We start from the raw sequence: 16,754 nt of genomic DNA, 5'->3' as shown, positions 1-16,754 counted from the left end.
AGATTTTTGATTTTGAAAATAAGCTTTTAGATTAGTGTCATAATATACTATGACAGTAAAACAGGTGTTATGATTTCAATCCAAAATCTAAGTTTTTTCTACCCTAAAAAGTCAGCTCTTTTCCAGGAGTTGGATTGGGAATGTCCGGCAGGATCCATCGTTGGGTTCCTTGGTAAAAATGGCGCAGGAAAATCTACTTTTCTCCGCTTGCTATCCGGTTTGATTTTTCCAAAAAGTGGAAGTGTGGAGGTGAACGGTCAGTATGCTAAAGATCGTAGCCCTGATTTTCTTCAAGAATTATTCATGGTTCCTGACGAACTGGCTCTGCCGCTGCATTTGTCTGTGAGCGCTTATTCCAAAATGATGTCCCCTTTTTATCCGAGGTTTGATCAGACGCAGTTTCAATCCATCCTGAAGGATTTTGAGATTGAGCCTAATTCAAAGCTTGGGGATTTTTCCTTTGGGCAGCAGAAAAAAGTGATTTTGGCTTTTGCCCTGAGCACCAATTGCAAGCTCCTGTTATTTGACGAGCCCACGAATGGTTTGGATATTCCTTCCAAAACTTCTTTCAGAAAGGCTGTGGCTGCCAATCTCAGCGAGGAACAGACGCTGATCATTGCCACCCACTTGGTCAAAGATGTAGAAAACCTGATCGATCGGGTGGTGATTTTGGCAGATGGCAAGGTGAGGCTGGATCAGGATTTATTGGAACTCAGTGATCGGCTCAGTTTTGGGATGGCAGCCTCTGCTCCAGAACATGCAATTTACATGGAGAAAAATAAGTTAGGAGTCCAATTTATCCAAGCTCGAGATTCTGGGGAAAATCAAACTCCGGTCAGTCTGGAACTCCTCTTCAATGCAGTGATATCCGGAGCGATTTCCACTTCTATTTTATCAGAAAAAAATCTAGCTAGCCATGAATAGTACTTCTAATTTTCAAATAAAGCGAATAGGGAACTTAATTCGATACGAATGGGTGAACCGAAAGAAGATGTATGTGGCGGCAATATTCGGAATGATCGCTTTGCTCATTTTCTTTTTCCAATTCTTTTTCTACTCGAATATTGGCTCAATGAGGTGGGAGAGTGGTTATTATCATGGAGTTTTCATTATAGGCCTATTCATATTGTCATTCTTGGCTGTTGGTCAGAGCTTTTTGGATCTTCGGGAAAAAAAATCAGCAAGATTGTATCTAACGCTTCCTGCTTCCCATTTAGAAAAATACACAGTCCAATTCTTAATGAGGGTATTTCTACCGCTAGTTTGCTACCCTTTACTTTTTTGGGTAGCATCTATTTTATCGGTTGAATTATTCAAGTTGGGAGATTTGATTTTTTCATACTCGAGTGAATCAAGTAACCCGGAGGTAGCTCAACTAGGGGATTTATTAAAGCTCCCAGAATTCCAAATTTCTGTGGTTTATTGGCTGGCTGTGGGGTTACTATTCATGATTCTATCTTTGATGTTTTCAGGCGGAGTGTTCTTTGGAAAGTGGAATTTTATTCTGATGCCACTTACTGTTCTCTTTGTTTACGGTATAATGGCGGTGAGTACAATAGGATTATTGTGGTTGTTGAAGCCAGACTCAATCCAGTGGGAAGAGCAAATTAAGTTTGATCTACCCAATATTGATGCCCCTGAAGTCTTTCCTGACGTTCCACTTCTGATGTTTGTTTCTGCGATTTTGATTTGGCTAGTGGCAATTCTTTCTTATGTAGCCAGCTATTTCAAGTTGACCGAAAAAGAAGTTTAAGATGGATTTCAACGAAAGTAAAAACATCTTTCTTCAAATTCGGGACTGGCTTGCGGATCAGATCATGCAGGACAAAATCCTGCCGGGAGACAAGGTGCCTTCTGTGCGAGAACTTGCCGTGGACTTGGAGGTCAACCGGAATACAGTCATGAGAAGCTATGGGCTGATGGAAGAGGAGGGGATTCTCGAAAACAAACGGGGGATAGGTTTTTTTGTCGCTACTGATGCAAAAAGAAACCTCCTGAAGATTCAGAAGGAATCCTTTTTCGAGCAGGATCTGCCTGGTCTGTTACATAAAGTGAAGGTGTTGAAACTCAACTCCACCGATCTCCAATCACTTATTCAATCCATTCAATCCAACGATCATGAAAACTAGTACTAAGATTATTCTCTCCTTTTTGACTTTCTGTTGGGTCACACTGATGGCTGCTCTCCTGATTTCATTTCGCTATTCGGATCAGCGAGGGTATGGCTTTATAGAAAAGATCGAAAAAGAAGAGATTCTGCTTCAGGAGTTTAAACACATAGTAATCAAAAATTCCGGGGTGCTTACGATAACTAGTTCAGATTCCTTAAAACTGACGTATTTCAAATTGTTTTTTGATACGGGTGAGATTCCTGAAGAACCCGAACTAAGTTACCGAATCTCAAATGATACGCTTTTCATTGATAGCCTAATGCAAAGATCATCGGGCTATTTTGAGCTAAAATTAAGAACCTTGAATAGTCTGATCCTTGAAGATGTTGCCGAAGTGAATTTCAATAAATTCCATCAAGATTCTTTGAAGGTTATTTCTAGTCAGGCTAGTTTAGTTTTTGAGGATTCTATGAGAGTTACTTCAAAAGAATCTTTTTCAGTTTTTCGGGGTGTAAAGTTGGGATTTCTGGATTATAATGGAACATCGTCTGACTTGAAGGCAAATGTGATCTCAAATTTTAAAATTCGAATAGAGGATACTCAAGCCGAACTCGGAGGTGATATTGAATCAATCAGCGGCTGGGTAGGGGAAAGGTCAATTTTAATGCTTCCCAATAAGGTGGGCAAAGTGAACTTGGAGAAATCTAACTCTGGTCATATTCAGTTGAAATAAAGTTTCGTTTTGCTCCATCGGATTTGGAAAGCTTTTTCTGGTAAGAAAATGAAAATATAACTAATGAAAAATGAGGAATTAAAGCTCCTCATTTTTCATTTAATCCTTTTAATTCTCCAATTCAGCCCATTCCATATTTCCTTCGTATTTGTGGGAAATGGTTCCGGAATCATCCAAGGCCAGAAGGAAAATCCATTGATTGTCGAATAGGTTTCTGATGTTTTGGTGTTTGGCCAGAATTTCATTGATGGCTTCCAGAGGCGCATCAATAATTACATTTAACCTAGCTGGCTCGTGCTGATATTTTTCTCCATCATGGATGGACTGCATTGGCAATCCAACTCGTAAGTCCCCTGAGAATCCCTCCAATACCCCAATACCTCCGGTGACATTGTGAAGGGTTTTATTTCCTGCACCTAGATGCGTATTGTCTACCGTGGAGGCGAAATATTGCAGGTTAATCCAGCTGGTAACTACCATCGGTGCGGTCATGATAACCTCCAAAATCTGGAAACCTGGATCTTTTTCCCAAGTGTAGGAATGAAGGAAGGATTTTCCTTCCAGATCCAGGGATTTGGTTTTTTCTCTGGGAGCAATGACAAATGCCGAGCATCCAGCCAATCCCCATTCTGGTCTTACTTGTGACCAGTCTACGCTTCTGGAGATTAGACCTTGATCCGAATTTTTGTCGGAATTCAATCGAAGTCCTCTTTCCAATCTGGTAAGTTTACCTGCTTGCTCCAAAGAAGCTTGCAAAGATTGAAATTCCTCTTTTTGATTTTCGGAAACTAATTCTGGATTTAGAATGCTTACCTGGTCCGTCACCGTATTGTGAAGAGCTGCTAAGAAGACGGTATCCTTAGGAATATGGATGCCAATTTTTTCTAAGTTTTCCCGGACCTGAGGATTATTTAAAACAGCAGCAGCTACTTGGGAATTTATTTCTCCCGAATGACCTCCGCAGGCTCCACAATCTAAGCCTGAGGCATGTGGATTATTGACCGAATGAGATCCATGTCCTACGATCAGCACAAATTTAGCGAGCTGATCAGGCAGAGACATGGCTTTTAAAGCATTTTGTGCCATTTTCACCTGTTGATCGAGAGGAATACCAAAGTCAATTTCGTTCTTCGCTTCCTCGTTTATGCTGATTTTGGTACTAGACTTAGTTGCAGATTTCCCTTTTAATTTTTCTGCCTGAAGGCCGAGTTTTGACATTCTAAGGCTTGAAGCGAAAAGTCTGAACAGGTAGAAAATCCCCAAAGGACTGACAAAACTAAAGCAGGTAATTGCTCCGGATTTGAAGCTTTTCCAAAGCTTGCCCAATTGAAATTTCCGGATTTTACTTTTTAAAAGGCTTTGTTCTTGTCCAGCTTGCGTAGCAGTTTCTGAAATTTTGATTCCTGCAGGAATCAGCACAGGACACAAGGACTCGCTGTGTTCATAACCGAAGGGAAGGTACTGGATAGGGAAGCCAAAGAAACCGGCAAAGCCAAAGGTTTCTATTTTCAAGTCTGAAGCTTCCAGGTTTCTTCTATAGACTTCGGATCTTACATCAATACAAAAAACCGCCTGAGCTGTAGGCCTGCTGACAGAAGCCGTTGATAAATGAGAGGCAGATCTGAATTTGGAAATTAAATTCTGCTGCATCGCTCGGTCAAATGATTCCTGAAGTTTCAGCCTTTCTGCTAATTGTCGAGGAACCAAGACCTCAGGTTCGCATTTTTGATGCTGGCGCTTGGCTTTTTCCCAAAGTAGGGAAAGAGCTGGAGTACTTAGGGAGAGTTTCATGCTTGCCTCCCAGCATACGAGGATGGTCAAGAATTCAGAAAGTTTCCCTCCTTTTTTTCCATAAAGCTCATTTTCCCAGTCCAATTGGGAAATATATCCAGACCAGCCTCCGACTTTCAGCAAAAGACGATGGAGATAGGTTGGAAGGCTTTTCTCAGGGATATCCAAAATTTGTAAGGCTTCTTGCAGCGCTTTATTGGGATGATCTGAAAAGGATTTTACCTGTTTTCTGAAATTTTTCAACCCAGCGATCTCAGGGCTAAGATCCAGAGAAGCTTCTGTTTTCCAAGATTTAAAAATTCCAGCATTTTGATCTGCAGCAATCCAGTTGGCCTGACCTTGATCAAAATAGGCCGAAGCCCAGGCAGTGATTCTGTTGATCAAGAAATGATTCCAGTCGTGGCCCGTTTTCAGAGATGCTACGTCGCTGAAATTTTCCAATTCTGGCAGTTTGGTGTTTTCCGTATTCTTTGGGTCTATGGAAAGCCCATTTAAGTCTAGATCTTCAGCTCGGATATGTCCTTCATTGATTTTTTGCAGGTAAAAATCCTTAGGTAAGGTCAAACTGATTCCTCCGACTTGAGCTAGGTAATTTGCGGCAGTTTCAAATTTCATCTCCGTTAGTCCTAGAAAAGGATTCACCGCGACGAAATTCTTTAGCGGCCAAAGCGGTGCGATTTTTTTACAAGCTTGCGCAAGAATTTCTTCAAGTTGAGGTGGAAGACTATCAGATGTTTTTGAGATGGTAGAATTCATATTTTTTTGGTTAGCTAGGAGAGAAGTTTTAGGCCAAGAAATCTTCGAGGGATTTCATTTTTGATTCGTTTTCTGACCATTTGGACTCATTTTTCAGCAGATTTGCAGATTTTGGCACTCTTAGTCCGCCTACTATTCGGTCAAAAATCGCATTGGCATAGAGTCCATTTCGAAAGTGAATGGCCCAAGCTAAACGAACTGGGGAATTGGGCTTGGAAAGTGTCAGCAATTGACCAAGTACAACAAGTCCAGAGATCAGAATTATGCCTGAGGCTAGCGTTATTCTACCAGAGCTTGGCTCAGCAAAAGCTGGAATTTGGGAAACAATAAGTTGGTGTGTGAATGATTCCAGTACAAAGAAAATACTTACCAAACCAGCACTTAGTGCGGCGACAAGCGGGAATATGGAAGGGTTTTGAGAATTTGCCAGAGCTGAGGATAGGAGTTGAAACACTCCCAGAATCATAATTCCACCTAAAAATAGCAGTCCCCAATCTTGTTTTGGATCTATTCCAAAAGCAAAACCAATTCCTCCGAGAAGCGCTAGACTTAGGATAAATCCAAGACCCAATTGCCAAGGTTTTGGGGAATATTTTTTGGATTGCATTTTTCCCTTTTGAATTCCCTCAACCGCAGTTCCGGAAGAAAGGAAAGCATGGGCTTTGTAAAAGGAATGAGAAACCAAGTGAAGCAAAGCAGCAGAATAAAGTCCTAATCCACTCATCATTAAACTGAATCCCATATGACCCACACTGGAGTATCCTAGGGCTGTTTTGATGGATGTTTGAGTGAGGTAGGCAATAGTCGCTATGATAGCTGTTAATCCTCCGATGCCGAGTAAAATCAAAGGTGCATAAGTGCTACCTTCCATGATTTGGGCCATTCGAATGATAAGAAATGGACCTGAATTCAATAAACCGGCATGGAGTAGGGCTGAAACAGGAGTGGGGGTTTCCATTACTTCAATCAGCCAGCCATGAGTAGGGAATTGAGCCGACTTCAAGATCGCTGCGAGAGCTAATAAACAAGCTGCTAGCTCGATTAAGACTGAAGGGTTTTGAGCATATTCAGTTGTGACATGAGAAAAGATTGATCCTAGATTTCCTGTACCGGTAAGAAAATACAGGAGGCCAAATGCAAAGAATAATGTGATGTCAGACATTCTGGCTACGATAAATTTCTTCCTTGCAGCGATTTTTGCTAGTGGCCTCTCTGGGTAAAAAACCAATAGGCGATGGAGAAAAATGCTCGTCAAAACCCAGGTGAATCCCAGTAAGGCTAGGTTTCCAGCGATTACCAAGATTTGTACTGTCGCAAGTGTTGCCGCTAATCTTCCCAGAAATACCCCTTGTCTAGAATCTCCATCCAAGTAGTTGATGCTGAAATGCAGGATGATATAACCAAGTAGGGAAATCATGCTGTAAATAATCAGGCTGAGAATGTCTAGTCTCAGACTAAATCCCAGTTCCGCAAATCCCCATAGCGGAGATTCCATGCTTCCTTTGGAAATAAAGAGGATTGTAATTCCAAGAGAAGCGAGGATACCGAAACCAGCGCTGAATTTGCTGGCCATTCGAGTTGCTCTAGGTCTGATTCCGGGTTGAAACCATGAGATTACTGCTGTGAGTGCATAGCCTGCCGGGGCTAGGAGCATAAGAAATGTCAGTGGATTACTTGTTAGATTCATTAAGTGGATTTTGAATGGTCAGAAAGAATTATGTTTTTTAATTCATAAATAATTGTCCTGCAAATTTGAGGCTTTGGATTAATAAGTTTTTATTTATATTTAATATCAAAAGCATAAACATTTTTTATGAATTACACGCTGCACCAACTGAAAATATTCCTCAAGGTGGTCCAAACTCAAAGTATTACCCGGGCTTCAGAGGAGCTGTTTATGACTCAGCCTGCGGTTTCTATTCAATTGAAAAATTTTCAGGATCAGTTTGATTTGCCTTTGACAGAAGTGATCGGAAGACAGCTATATGTTACCGAATTTGGCAAGGAGGTCGCTGTAATTGCGGATCGCGTAATCGAGGAACTTGAAAACATCAATTATAAATCCCAGGCTTTTAAAGGGCTCTTGACTGGAAAACTGAGTATATCTTCTGCTTCTACCGGGAAATATGTGATCCCTTATTTTCTGACTGGTTTTTTGGAAAAATATAGAGGAGTCGATCTGATCCTGGATGTGACCAATAAAAGTTTGGTCATTGAAAGCTTGAAAAAAAATGAAATTGATTTTGCCTTGGTTTCGGTTTTGACTGATAAAATCGAAGTGGAGCAGGAAATACTCCTTGAGAATAAACTGTATCTCATGGGAAATAGCCCTGTTCGTGATGAGAAACGACCTTTAATTTTCCGAGAAGAGGGATCCGCCACTCGAATTGCCATGGAACAATACCTTAAATCTCAGGAAGAAGTCCACAGAAAAAGAATAGAATTGACATCCAATGAGGCCGTTAAACAGGCGGTAATTGCCGGGATCGGTGATTCCATTATGCCATTGATTGGGGTGAGAAATGAATTGCTAAGTCATGAATTGCATATTATTCCCGCTCTAGGATTACCTGTGAAGTCCGACTGGAGGTTGGTTTGGTTGAAAGGTAAAAAACTCTCAGTAGTCAGTCAGGCCTTTTTGGATTACATCCGAAATGAGAAACAAAGCCTGACCCAGAAGTATTTTGATTGGTACTTGAGTTATTAGAAATTCGGATTTAAGGAAAATTGTAAATTTTTTCTTTTACACCGCCAACCCATTAAAAGGATCGAATCGCCGTCTTCAACACTTATTTAACAGGGAAATAGGGAGATTTTTATTTCTGGAATATCTCGCTTAATACTCGAGTATTTGCAGTTTGTTTATTTTTTAGCCAGGTGTTATAATTTTTTAGTTCTATTGCTTGACTTTTACACACACACACACCATATTTTAGTTGAAAAAAATGCTTTTTATGGGTTGGCAATCCATCTTAAGTCGGGTATGTGAAAGTGAAAAACGACTTTAAAAATCCTGGAGTAACCGCGGAAACCGAAAAGCGAATGAGTAGGTAAACAAACTTTTATCTAGATAACTATGAAAAAGAGAATTTCAATTTTGATGAGTAGTTTAGTTTTTGTGGTAAGCTTATTTTCAATTCAGCCCACTTTTGCAACAGATACTACACCTGAATTTACAAAAGAATTTTGCGCGATAAGCCAGGCAGATAAGTGCAAGCAAACTGGTAAGGGTTGCCCTGGAAAGAAAATTTGTTTATGGAAGGATTTAAAAGATGTAGCTACTTTGGCAGCAACAATAGTTACTACCGCTGCCGCTATTGATGCCCTTGTTGATTGATTGTTTTAAAGCGGCCTTTTTTAAGGCCGCTAACCTTAATTTAATTCAAATGAAAATTCTTCGGTTAAGTATTTTTTTGCTTGCAGGATGTACTCAGCATACTGAAAATGCTTCCATTCAAAAGGAACTGACTCATCGGTTTGAAGATGAAAAAACCTTGATTAATTCGAAATCAAAAGTCATTTTGATTGATTCACTTTCCTTGCCTTTTTATGATTATTTCCAACTGATTGAGCAGAATAATGTGCCCTATTTGTTGGGATTCAACAGGCAAAGTGTTTCGCTGGACTTTATCCCATTGGAATCTGGTTACGAGATTAAGCACTTACTTTTTGCCGAGGATGGACCAAGTGCTGTTGATGCTGATTTGGATATCATTCACCTGTTTTCGGAGGACAGTATTGTGACCATACAAGACCGCGCCCTACGATTTAAAGTGCTGAATAGAGAAGGGAAATTGATCAACTCTTACCGAAAGACAATAAGGGATTCCAAAGGGGTGGAGATGTTTCCTGTCTCTTATTCCTATCTGGGTCAGTGGCCGGTTTTTTTAGATTCGGTTTGGATTTTACCTGTATATCCGGACTTAAACGTGAAGAAGAAGCCCTACTATGAGCGGAATAAATTCATGGTTTATGATCCAGTTAAGGATGAAGTGGTGGATGAGTTTGGAGCCTATCCACAAATGTATCGAGAAGATAATTACTTTGATGTTTTACGTGAGCCCAATCTTACCCCAACCCCACAAGGGACATTTTTGGTAACCTTTCCTGCTGATCCTGGGATTTATGAATACCAACTCGGAGTGGATACAGTCATCTACCATCACTACCCAGAATGGGAGCGATTTACGAATGAAGGAATTGATCGAAAAGATGATATGCAGCAGTTCGTCAACCATTATATTTCCTCGGCTTGGTTTCAGCAGTTGACTTATGACCCTTTCCGCAAGGTCTATTATCGATTTGGAAAAGAAAGTCAGGAACTCCGAAGATCAGACGGGGAGAAAAATACAGCATTTGATGCGGACTGGAAGATATTTATTTTGGATGAAGAGTTAGATCCAAAAGGGACATATACACTGGATGCTAATCGATTCAATCCCCTGTTTTCATTTGTAAGTGAAGAGGGCTTATTTATTTATCAAAACTCAAGAGAAAATGACGATCAGATGGTTTTTGGATTATTCGTTTTGGAAGATAAGTAGTTTCTGTATGCTGCTGGTAATTAGTTCGTGTTCGGATAGGGGCATGGAGGTTTATTCTTACCAGAATGATTTTCAAGACTATCTGAAAGCAATTGAAGCTGATCTTCAAAATGATGAGGTACTGCTTCTTCCCCTTGACAGCTGCGGTCTCTGTGTAGATCAGGTACTTGAAGACTTGGAAAAAACTGAAAAACTTATTTCGGTCATTTTATCTGGTAATCAAGTAGCTAAAGATCGACTGGACAAGGCTAAAAAGTTATTACAAAAGAAAAATCTTCAACTTATTATCGACGAAAACAGTAGGTCAAAATCTTATGACCTGAATGCCTTTAGTCCAATTATTATAGATGTTTCAAAAAAAGAGTATCGCTATGTATCGCTTTCGCCAAAGAATTCTGCTGAGTTTATTCTGGATTAATTTCTTGAGTACACCGACTCTTTTTTCTCAAGAAGCAAAACCCGAGCTGGTCTATGCTTGTGAGAACTGCGTGTTGACCTCGTACCTACCCATGGGCGAGTATAAGGTGCTTATCTATGCGTCAAATAATAAACCGATGAAGCGGCACATGTATCTTTTGGATAAGTCCAACCTGATCGTCGATGATATGAAGATTGATGCGGCTCAGTCTTTTGTAAAGGTGAATGATTCTATTTTCAGTCCTGAGGATGTAAGCTATGCGATAATGATCAAGGTGAAGGAAAAGGAATTGGTAGTCGAAGAGGCTTACGAGTTTTACAATGGACCCAAGCATGGGATTAATACGCCAGGTACATTTATGAACCCAGAGTACATTGTCGGCTTTGATTATATCCGAAATGAAGATACGGAAGGTGTGCAGCTCTTTTTAATTGATCGGCCGAAGAAAAAGTTTATCAACCCGAGCCGGCGTCATATGGGTTATGACTTTAAGGAAAGGCCGCCTTTTGACTATGGCTTTCTCTCCAAGGAGGATACGACTGTCATATTCCAGCCCTATGGGAAATTAGTAGGGAAGTCCGATGAGACATTTTCTAGTGATAATGGCTATAAAAATGGAACAACTTATATCTGGGCTTCCACACACAAGACACTGATCAGACTGGATAAAAGTGGGGATATGCAAAGGAGCAAGGTGCCTATCGCCAGTGAAAATACGGAGATGAAGATGTACTTTGATCATGAGGCAGGTGAAGTGTATCTGCTCTCTTGGGAGTCTGGTTTGGAAGATGCTGAGCGTGTTTATACACTTAATCAAATCACAGCTGACAATCAACTTCGACCGCTACTCAATCTTTACTTTTTTCCAATGGTCATTGATGATGGCTATGTGTATGAAGGAAGAAAAGGAAAAAAGTCATTTGAGGTATACCGCTATCCGCTCAAGGGACAAGTTCCCGAGAAGGTGATTCCATTTGGGTTTGAGGGAAATTAGATGCTTACAATTCAGTCTAATTTTAAATTCCTTCATTTTAAATTCCATCACACCGCCATCCCATTAAACGGATTAAACCGTCGTCTGCCGACACTCATCCCCACCGCTCTGCAGACGCTTTTTTCACCAAATTTCCCATTGATTTTGTCCAGTGCCTGATAGAGGTTGATCTGCTCCTGCGTGTCTTCGAAGAGGCTGATTTGATAGTTGCCATAGACGAGGGAACTGAAGCGCACGCCGATGAGCCGGATCAGCATGCGTCGGTTGTAGAGCTTACGAAAGAGCTCCTTGACCAGCGGAATTAGCGTATGATCAGCCGAAGAGTAGGGGATGCGCTGCTGTGTCGTATGGGTATCAAAGTCCGAGTATCGGATCTTCACACTCACACAGGCGGTGAGTTGGCCGTTCAGACGCAGCTTGCCGGTGAGTTGCTCGCACATCGCCACGAGTGTTGCCTCCAGCATGCGCACGTCGATGGTGTCCTGCTCGAAGGTGTTTTCCGTCGAGATGGACTTGGCCTCGGAGTAGGGCGTAACGGGCGAGGTGTCGATTCCGTTTGCTTTTTCCCAGATCATCGTACCATTTTTTCCGAAGGTTGCCTGTAGGAGTTCGGCGGGCATCTGCTGCAAGGTTAGCACTTTTTTCACCCCCATATTATAAAGTGTCTGGGAGGTTTTTTCACCGATCATCGGGATTTTGCGAACGGAAAGAGGCGCAAGAAAAGGCTTTTCTTCGCCCAGAAGAATCTGCTTGGCATTATTTGGTTTAGCCTCGCCGGTAGCTACTTTGGAGACGGTTTTATTAGCAGAGAGTCCTAAGGAAATAGGGAGTCCAGTTTCCTTGATGATACGCTCTCGGATCTGCTGGGAAAGTTTAAAGCAACCAAAAAACCGATCCATTCCCGTCATATCGATGTAGAATTCATCAATGGATGACTTCTCGAAAAGCGGGACTTCCTCTCGGATGATCTCGGTGACTTCGTGGGATTTTTGGCTGTACTTCTCGAAGTCACCCCGGATGATCAGTGCCTCGGGGCAAAGCTGCCGCGCCGTCCGCATGGGCATGGCCGAGTGCACACCGAATTTCCGGGCTTCGTAACTGCAAGATGCCACGACACCTCGATCACCCGAACCCCCAATCAGGATAGGCTTTCCATTCAACCGGCTATCAAACAGCCGCTCCACCGACACGAAATAGGAATCCAGATCCATGTGCACAATATTCCGCTTCACTTCCATTTCTAATTGTTGATTAAATTGACATTATATTGTTTATAATTTAATCAAAGTTTTTATATTTGGAGAAGCTTAAAATTGGATTGACGGAGGTTGACGAGGAAAGAAAGATAGGCCTTCGGCAAGATAAGCTTCGCGAGATAGACCTTTGGTGAGATAGGAAAAGACAGGTTTCACTAGATATCGTTGCGCGGAGATATAGGGAGAGACAGTAGTAAACTAATTCAGACAAAGCCATGGAATCCAGCTCAAAATACATCCCCCTCAAGGAATTGGACATCTATATTTTGTCAAGACAATTGTCTGCTAAGGCATGGACTATCTATCAAAGACTAGATTATCACCTAAGGAAAAACTGGGGAGATCAGATGATAAGTTCTATAGATTCTGTGGGAGCAAACATTGCCGAGGGCTATGCGAGATTTCATTTTCTTGATAGAATAAGGTTTTATTATATCGCTAGGGCATCACTTTCAGAGAGTGTTGAACACTGGATTAATCTAGGTCATGAGCGCAAAATAGTGCTAGAAGAGGAATATCAAGAGATCAATTGTATTGCAAAAAATTTGCAGATCAAACTTAATCGGCAGATCAAGACAACTTATGATGCAAAAGACAAAGTTTCGTCCAAATAGAGTTTGTGTATATACCTTCGGTGTAAATAGGTCTTCGGAAAGATATAATTCACAATTGTCTAATGTAAGTCAGGGGGTAGGCTATCTGTCTTAGACTATCTTGAAAATATCTGCGAAGCTATCTTAAACTATTACTAAATGAACAAATGACGCTTAATTCTAACATCAAATTCCTCCGAAAACAAAAATCCCTCACCCAAGAAACCATGGCTTCCGCAATAGGAATCTCAAGATCTAAGTTGGCGGGCTATGAGCTGAATGTGAATCCGCCTTTGGAGACACTGGTGAAAATTTCGGATTACCTCGGGGTATCGGTGGATATTTTACTTCGGGAAGATCTTGCTTCCTATTCCCCTTACAAGCTCCGCGAACTGCTTGAGACGGATCAATTTCTTCGCGGGCGAAAGTTGCGAATCTTAGCTACGACGGTGGATGAGCAGGGAAGAGAATTGATTGAAGTAGTTTCCCAACGCGCAAAGGCGAGTTACCTAGCTGGGTTTTCCGATCCGGAGTTTATTGCGGAGTTGCCACGATTTGCATTGCCTTTTCTGCCCATGGATAAGAAACATCGGGTTTTTCAGATAGACGGAGATTCTATGCTGCCGATTCCGGATGGAGCCTGGATTGTCTGTGAATATGTGGATGACTGGCTGGCAATCAAAGATGGCGAACGCTATGTGATCGTCACCGAGCAAGATGGAGTGACCTTTAAGATTGCCTATAACCGAATCAACTCAGACCAGAAATTATTGCTTTGCTCCGCAAACCCAATCTATCCGCCCTTCGAAGTGGAGGTTGAGCAGGTTCGGGAAGTGTGGAGATATCGACTGGCGATGAGTTGAAATTAAAATAGAAATACAGTAGAAATACGATAGAAATATATCTCCCTTTGGTCGGTGAAATAAGGTAGAAATAAATGGAAATACACCTCGCTTTGCTCGGTGAAATACTGGATTCGAATACTATTTCGCAGAGCATATTTCGCCGCAGGCGTATTTTAGCGAAGCTGTATTTCGCGAAGCGTATTTCAAAAAGTCTATTTCCTACTCTTATCTTTAAATAAAAAAGCAATCAATGCCCATCATCCCTTCTCCACTTGGAAATATCTTGATCAATACCCAGGAAGAAATGATCTCCGAACTCCGTTTCACAGAGGAGTCTGTTTCCACGGAGATTTTGGAAGCTGTCGTTTTGAAGGCTCAGGAGCAATTGCAGGAATACTTTTCAGGCAAGCGGAAGACTTTTGATTTGCCATTAGCTATGACTGGAACGTCCTTTCAGCAGCGCGTTTGGACAGCGGTGAATACGATCCCGTTTGGTCAAACGACTTCCTATCTGAAACTTTCACAGGCTTTAGGAAATCCCGCTGCCATTCGCGCCGTCGGAGCAGCAATTGGAGCTAATCCGGTTTTGGTCATTATCCCATGTCATCGAATCATCGGTACCAATGGCCAACTTACTGGCTATGCCGGAGGATTGGATAGAAAAGAGAAGTTACTAGAGCTAGAAGGAAGACCTCAACAGGCAAAGCAGGCCAGTCTTGATTTTTAACAACTCAGTCTTTCAACTCAACGATTACCTCTATTTCTACTGCGATATTATTTGGTAAGGCAGCAACACCCACTGCTGATCGAGCATGCTTTCCAGGTTCACCAAAAACTTCGACCATTAGATCCGAGAATCCATTAATGACTTTAGGATGATCCGTGAAATCCGGTGCGGAATTCACCATTCCCAGCACTTTTACAAATTGTTTGATCCGGCTTAAATCACCACTTGTGGCAGCTTTGAGTACGGCTAAAATCTCGATACCGGTTTCTCTGGCTGCTTGATAGCCTTGCTCCAGTGTCAAATCATCTCCAACTTTTCCATATACATCCGGGCCATTACCTGCCAAATAAAGTGTATTCCCTACCTGTCTCCACTTGACATAAGTCCCCATGGGTTGTCCCACTTCAGGCAGATTGATGCCTAGTTCTTTGATCCGTACATCAGGTGATTGCGCATTTGCGAAAAATGGGAAAGTGACCAGCATTGCCAGCAAAGTGAAGAATTGGGATGGTTTCATGGTGTTTTTGATTTGAATGTTTTTCTAAGCTAATCGATTCTGTTTACATTTAACAATCTCAACCCTCAAAAAATAGAACTCGTGGACCAAGTTCAAATTTTACCTTACTCCCCAGCTTATAATTCTGCCTTCAAAGCAATCAACCAAGCTTGGGTAGAATCACTTTTCTCGCTTGAGCCTTTTGATATCGAACAGTTCGAGCGGCCAGAGGAGACTATTATAAAAACTGGAGGCACAATTATCTTCGCTAAACTTGGAGACGAGATTCTTGGAACTGTAGCTTTATACAAATCGGGGGACGATACCTTTGAAATGATTAAAATGGGGGTTGATCCAAAGGCCCAAGGTAAAGGGATTGGAATGCTTTTGGGAAAATCTATCATCGCCAAAGCCCGAGAAATGGGAGGTAAAAAGCTTGTTTTGTACAGTAATACCAAGCTGAAAGCAGCGCTCCATATTTACCAAAAACTTGGTTTTAGATCAGTTGTACCAGAAGAAGGGAAGTATTGTCGATGTGATGTAAAAATGGAAATGGATTTGTAAAGATTTTTTTGCTAATTTTTATCATGAGTTTAGCTGATTTTTGATAGCTGAAAATAAATTGAATATTTTGAAATTGAGGATCAATCAATTTCCCTATTGTCATGAAAAAGATCCTCGTTCCTTTTGATTTTTCCTCTTATTCTTTGGCGGCACTAAAAACTGCTCAAAAAATAAGTGCCAAATCTGATGCAGAGATTCTCTGTGTTACCGTAATTCCTTCAGAGGTGGATTGGGAGTTACTCTCCGATGAGGCAAAAAAAAACTATCCGGATTTGATCGAAGAATTTGAAGAAGCTCAGGAAGTTCTTCCAGATTATCTTCTTAAGATTGCTCCTGCAAAAGCTCCAATCCGGCAAATAATTCGGATAGGCGTTCCCAATGAGTTAATCCTTCGAGTAGTTCAAGAGGAAAATCCGGATTTAGTAGTACTAGGTGCTTATGGAAAAGGTTATGTTGAAGGAAACTTTATAGGTTCCACGCTCCAAAAAGTGCTTCGCAAAGCCTCTTGCCCTGTTTTAGCTGTAAAAGAGGCATTGGATGGAAATGATTTCCGAAAAGTTGCTTTTGCTTCAGATTTTGAACCGAAATCTAAAATTGCTTTTGAGAAAATCAAGCCTCTTATAAAGCTATTCAAAAGTACAGTTCATTTACTGTTCGTCAATGTTCCTGCTCATTTCACTTCGACGCAAGAAATTACCTCAGGAATGAATGCATTTATGAAAGGACATGAAGAATTGACTTTTCATCAGCATATTTTCAATGACTCAGATGTAGAAAAAGGGATGATTGCTTTCACTGAAACCCAGAATATCAAATGGATTATTTTGGTTTCAAGTGATCATAGCCATGCATCTTCCTATCAAATTGGAACTACAGAGACTTTGATCTTCAAGAGTGATTTAGGGGTGCTAAGTGTAAAAAGCTAG

General features: G+C 41.3%; 18 protein-coding genes. 14 read left to right on the top strand and 4 right to left on the bottom strand.

The window, feature by feature from the left end; genetic code table 11:
• The first annotated feature begins 69 nt into the window (after nucleotides 1–69).
• From P8O16_RS10690 to P8O16_RS10675, 4 genes are read left to right on the top strand one after another with little or no spacing between them, the layout of a single operon-like run.
• Nucleotides 70–924 (top strand): ATP-binding cassette domain-containing protein, encoded by an 855-nt coding sequence (locus tag P8O16_RS10690; protein WP_300314397.1) that lies wholly within the window; start codon nucleotides 70–72, stop codon nucleotides 922–924.
• Nucleotides 917–1,753: a hypothetical protein gene (locus P8O16_RS10685; protein ID WP_300314394.1), complete on the top strand. Its 837-nt coding sequence runs from the start codon at nucleotides 917–919 to the stop codon at nucleotides 1,751–1,753. Before P8O16_RS10690 ends, P8O16_RS10685 begins: the two co-directional genes overlap by 8 nt.
• 1 nt (nucleotide 1,754) lies before the next feature.
• Nucleotides 1,755–2,129, top strand: coding sequence for a GntR family transcriptional regulator (locus P8O16_RS10680; protein WP_300314391.1), 375 nt, complete (start codon nucleotides 1,755–1,757; stop codon nucleotides 2,127–2,129).
• A complete protein-coding gene (locus P8O16_RS10675) occupies nucleotides 2,119–2,844 on the top strand; it encodes a hypothetical protein (RefSeq protein ID WP_300314389.1) in 726 nt (241 codons plus the stop codon). The genes P8O16_RS10680 and P8O16_RS10675 overlap by 11 nt, the downstream gene beginning before the upstream one ends.
• A gap of 108 nt (nucleotides 2,845–2,952) precedes the next feature.
• On the opposite strand, the gene P8O16_RS10670 is transcribed toward P8O16_RS10675, so the two are convergent.
• Both P8O16_RS10670 and P8O16_RS10665 read right to left on the bottom strand, forming a co-directional pair.
• A complete protein-coding gene (locus P8O16_RS10670) occupies nucleotides 2,953–5,391 on the bottom strand; it encodes a YbcC family protein (RefSeq protein ID WP_300314386.1) in 2,439 nt (812 codons plus the stop codon).
• A gap of 28 nt (nucleotides 5,392–5,419) precedes the next feature.
• On the bottom strand, nucleotides 5,420–7,078 hold the full coding sequence (locus tag P8O16_RS10665; RefSeq protein ID WP_300314384.1) for a proton-conducting transporter membrane subunit: 1,659 nt from the start codon (nucleotides 7,076–7,078) through the stop codon (nucleotides 5,420–5,422).
• Between the two features lie 126 nt (nucleotides 7,079–7,204).
• Between P8O16_RS10665 and P8O16_RS10660 the strand changes: the two genes are divergently transcribed.
• From P8O16_RS10660 to P8O16_RS10640, 5 genes are all read left to right on the top strand, one after another.
• Nucleotides 7,205–8,098, top strand: coding sequence for a LysR family transcriptional regulator (locus tag P8O16_RS10660; protein ID WP_300314381.1), 894 nt, complete (start codon nucleotides 7,205–7,207; stop codon nucleotides 8,096–8,098).
• A 369-nt stretch (nucleotides 8,099–8,467) separates the two neighbouring features.
• Nucleotides 8,468–8,728 (top strand): hypothetical protein, encoded by a 261-nt coding sequence (locus tag P8O16_RS10655; protein WP_300314379.1) that lies wholly within the window; start codon nucleotides 8,468–8,470, stop codon nucleotides 8,726–8,728.
• Nucleotides 8,729–8,777: 49 nt separating this feature from the next.
• The gene (locus tag P8O16_RS10650; protein ID WP_300314376.1) at nucleotides 8,778–9,935 is read left to right on the top strand and encodes a DUF4221 family protein; all 1,158 of its coding nucleotides are present in this window, start codon (nucleotides 8,778–8,780) and stop codon (nucleotides 9,933–9,935) included.
• 7 nt (nucleotides 9,936–9,942) lie between these two features.
• Complete coding sequence (locus P8O16_RS10645; protein WP_300314374.1) at nucleotides 9,943–10,353, top strand: hypothetical protein; 411 nt, start codon at nucleotides 9,943–9,945, stop codon at nucleotides 10,351–10,353.
• A gap of 91 nt (nucleotides 10,354–10,444) precedes the next feature.
• Nucleotides 10,445–11,347 carry a hypothetical protein gene (locus P8O16_RS10640; RefSeq protein WP_300314371.1) on the top strand — a complete coding sequence of 301 codons (903 nt, stop codon included), beginning with the start codon at nucleotides 10,445–10,447 and terminating at the stop codon, nucleotides 11,345–11,347.
• A gap of 47 nt (nucleotides 11,348–11,394) precedes the next feature.
• On the opposite strand, the gene dinB is transcribed toward P8O16_RS10640, so the two are convergent.
• Nucleotides 11,395–12,585, bottom strand: coding sequence for a DNA polymerase IV (gene dinB, locus P8O16_RS10635; RefSeq protein WP_300314368.1), 1,191 nt, complete (start codon nucleotides 12,583–12,585; stop codon nucleotides 11,395–11,397).
• A gap of 233 nt (nucleotides 12,586–12,818) precedes the next feature.
• On the opposite strand from dinB, the gene P8O16_RS10630 reads away from it, so the two are divergent.
• The 3 genes from P8O16_RS10630 (at nucleotide 12,819) to P8O16_RS10620 (ending at nucleotide 14,768) form a co-directional block, all read left to right on the top strand.
• A complete protein-coding gene (locus tag P8O16_RS10630) occupies nucleotides 12,819–13,217 on the top strand; it encodes a four helix bundle protein (protein ID WP_300314365.1) in 399 nt (132 codons plus the stop codon).
• A 146-nt stretch (nucleotides 13,218–13,363) separates the two neighbouring features.
• Nucleotides 13,364–14,059: a LexA family transcriptional regulator gene (locus P8O16_RS10625; protein WP_300314363.1), complete on the top strand. Its 696-nt coding sequence runs from the start codon at nucleotides 13,364–13,366 to the stop codon at nucleotides 14,057–14,059.
• A gap of 232 nt (nucleotides 14,060–14,291) precedes the next feature.
• Complete coding sequence (locus P8O16_RS10620; RefSeq protein ID WP_300314360.1) at nucleotides 14,292–14,768, top strand: methylated-DNA--[protein]-cysteine S-methyltransferase; 477 nt, start codon at nucleotides 14,292–14,294, stop codon at nucleotides 14,766–14,768.
• A gap of 4 nt (nucleotides 14,769–14,772) precedes the next feature.
• Here the strand turns inward: P8O16_RS10620 and P8O16_RS10615 are convergent, their stop codons facing one another.
• Entirely contained in the window at nucleotides 14,773–15,285 is a 513-nt protein-coding gene (locus P8O16_RS10615; RefSeq protein WP_300314357.1) for a RidA family protein, read from the bottom strand.
• A gap of 81 nt (nucleotides 15,286–15,366) precedes the next feature.
• On the opposite strand from P8O16_RS10615, the gene P8O16_RS10610 reads away from it, so the two are divergent.
• Both P8O16_RS10610 and P8O16_RS10605 read left to right on the top strand, forming a co-directional pair.
• On the top strand, nucleotides 15,367–15,828 hold the full coding sequence (locus P8O16_RS10610; RefSeq protein ID WP_300314354.1) for a GNAT family N-acetyltransferase: 462 nt from the start codon (nucleotides 15,367–15,369) through the stop codon (nucleotides 15,826–15,828).
• A 101-nt stretch (nucleotides 15,829–15,929) separates the two neighbouring features.
• Nucleotides 15,930–16,754: a universal stress protein gene (locus P8O16_RS10605; RefSeq protein WP_300314351.1), complete on the top strand. Its 825-nt coding sequence runs from the start codon at nucleotides 15,930–15,932 to the stop codon at nucleotides 16,752–16,754.

The organism is Algoriphagus sp., assembly GCF_029254265.1.
Classification (GTDB): Bacteria; Bacteroidota; Bacteroidia; order Cytophagales; family Cyclobacteriaceae; genus Algoriphagus.
Note: the sequence above shows the minus strand (reverse complement) of the source record. Positions and strands in the feature narration are given on the sequence as shown.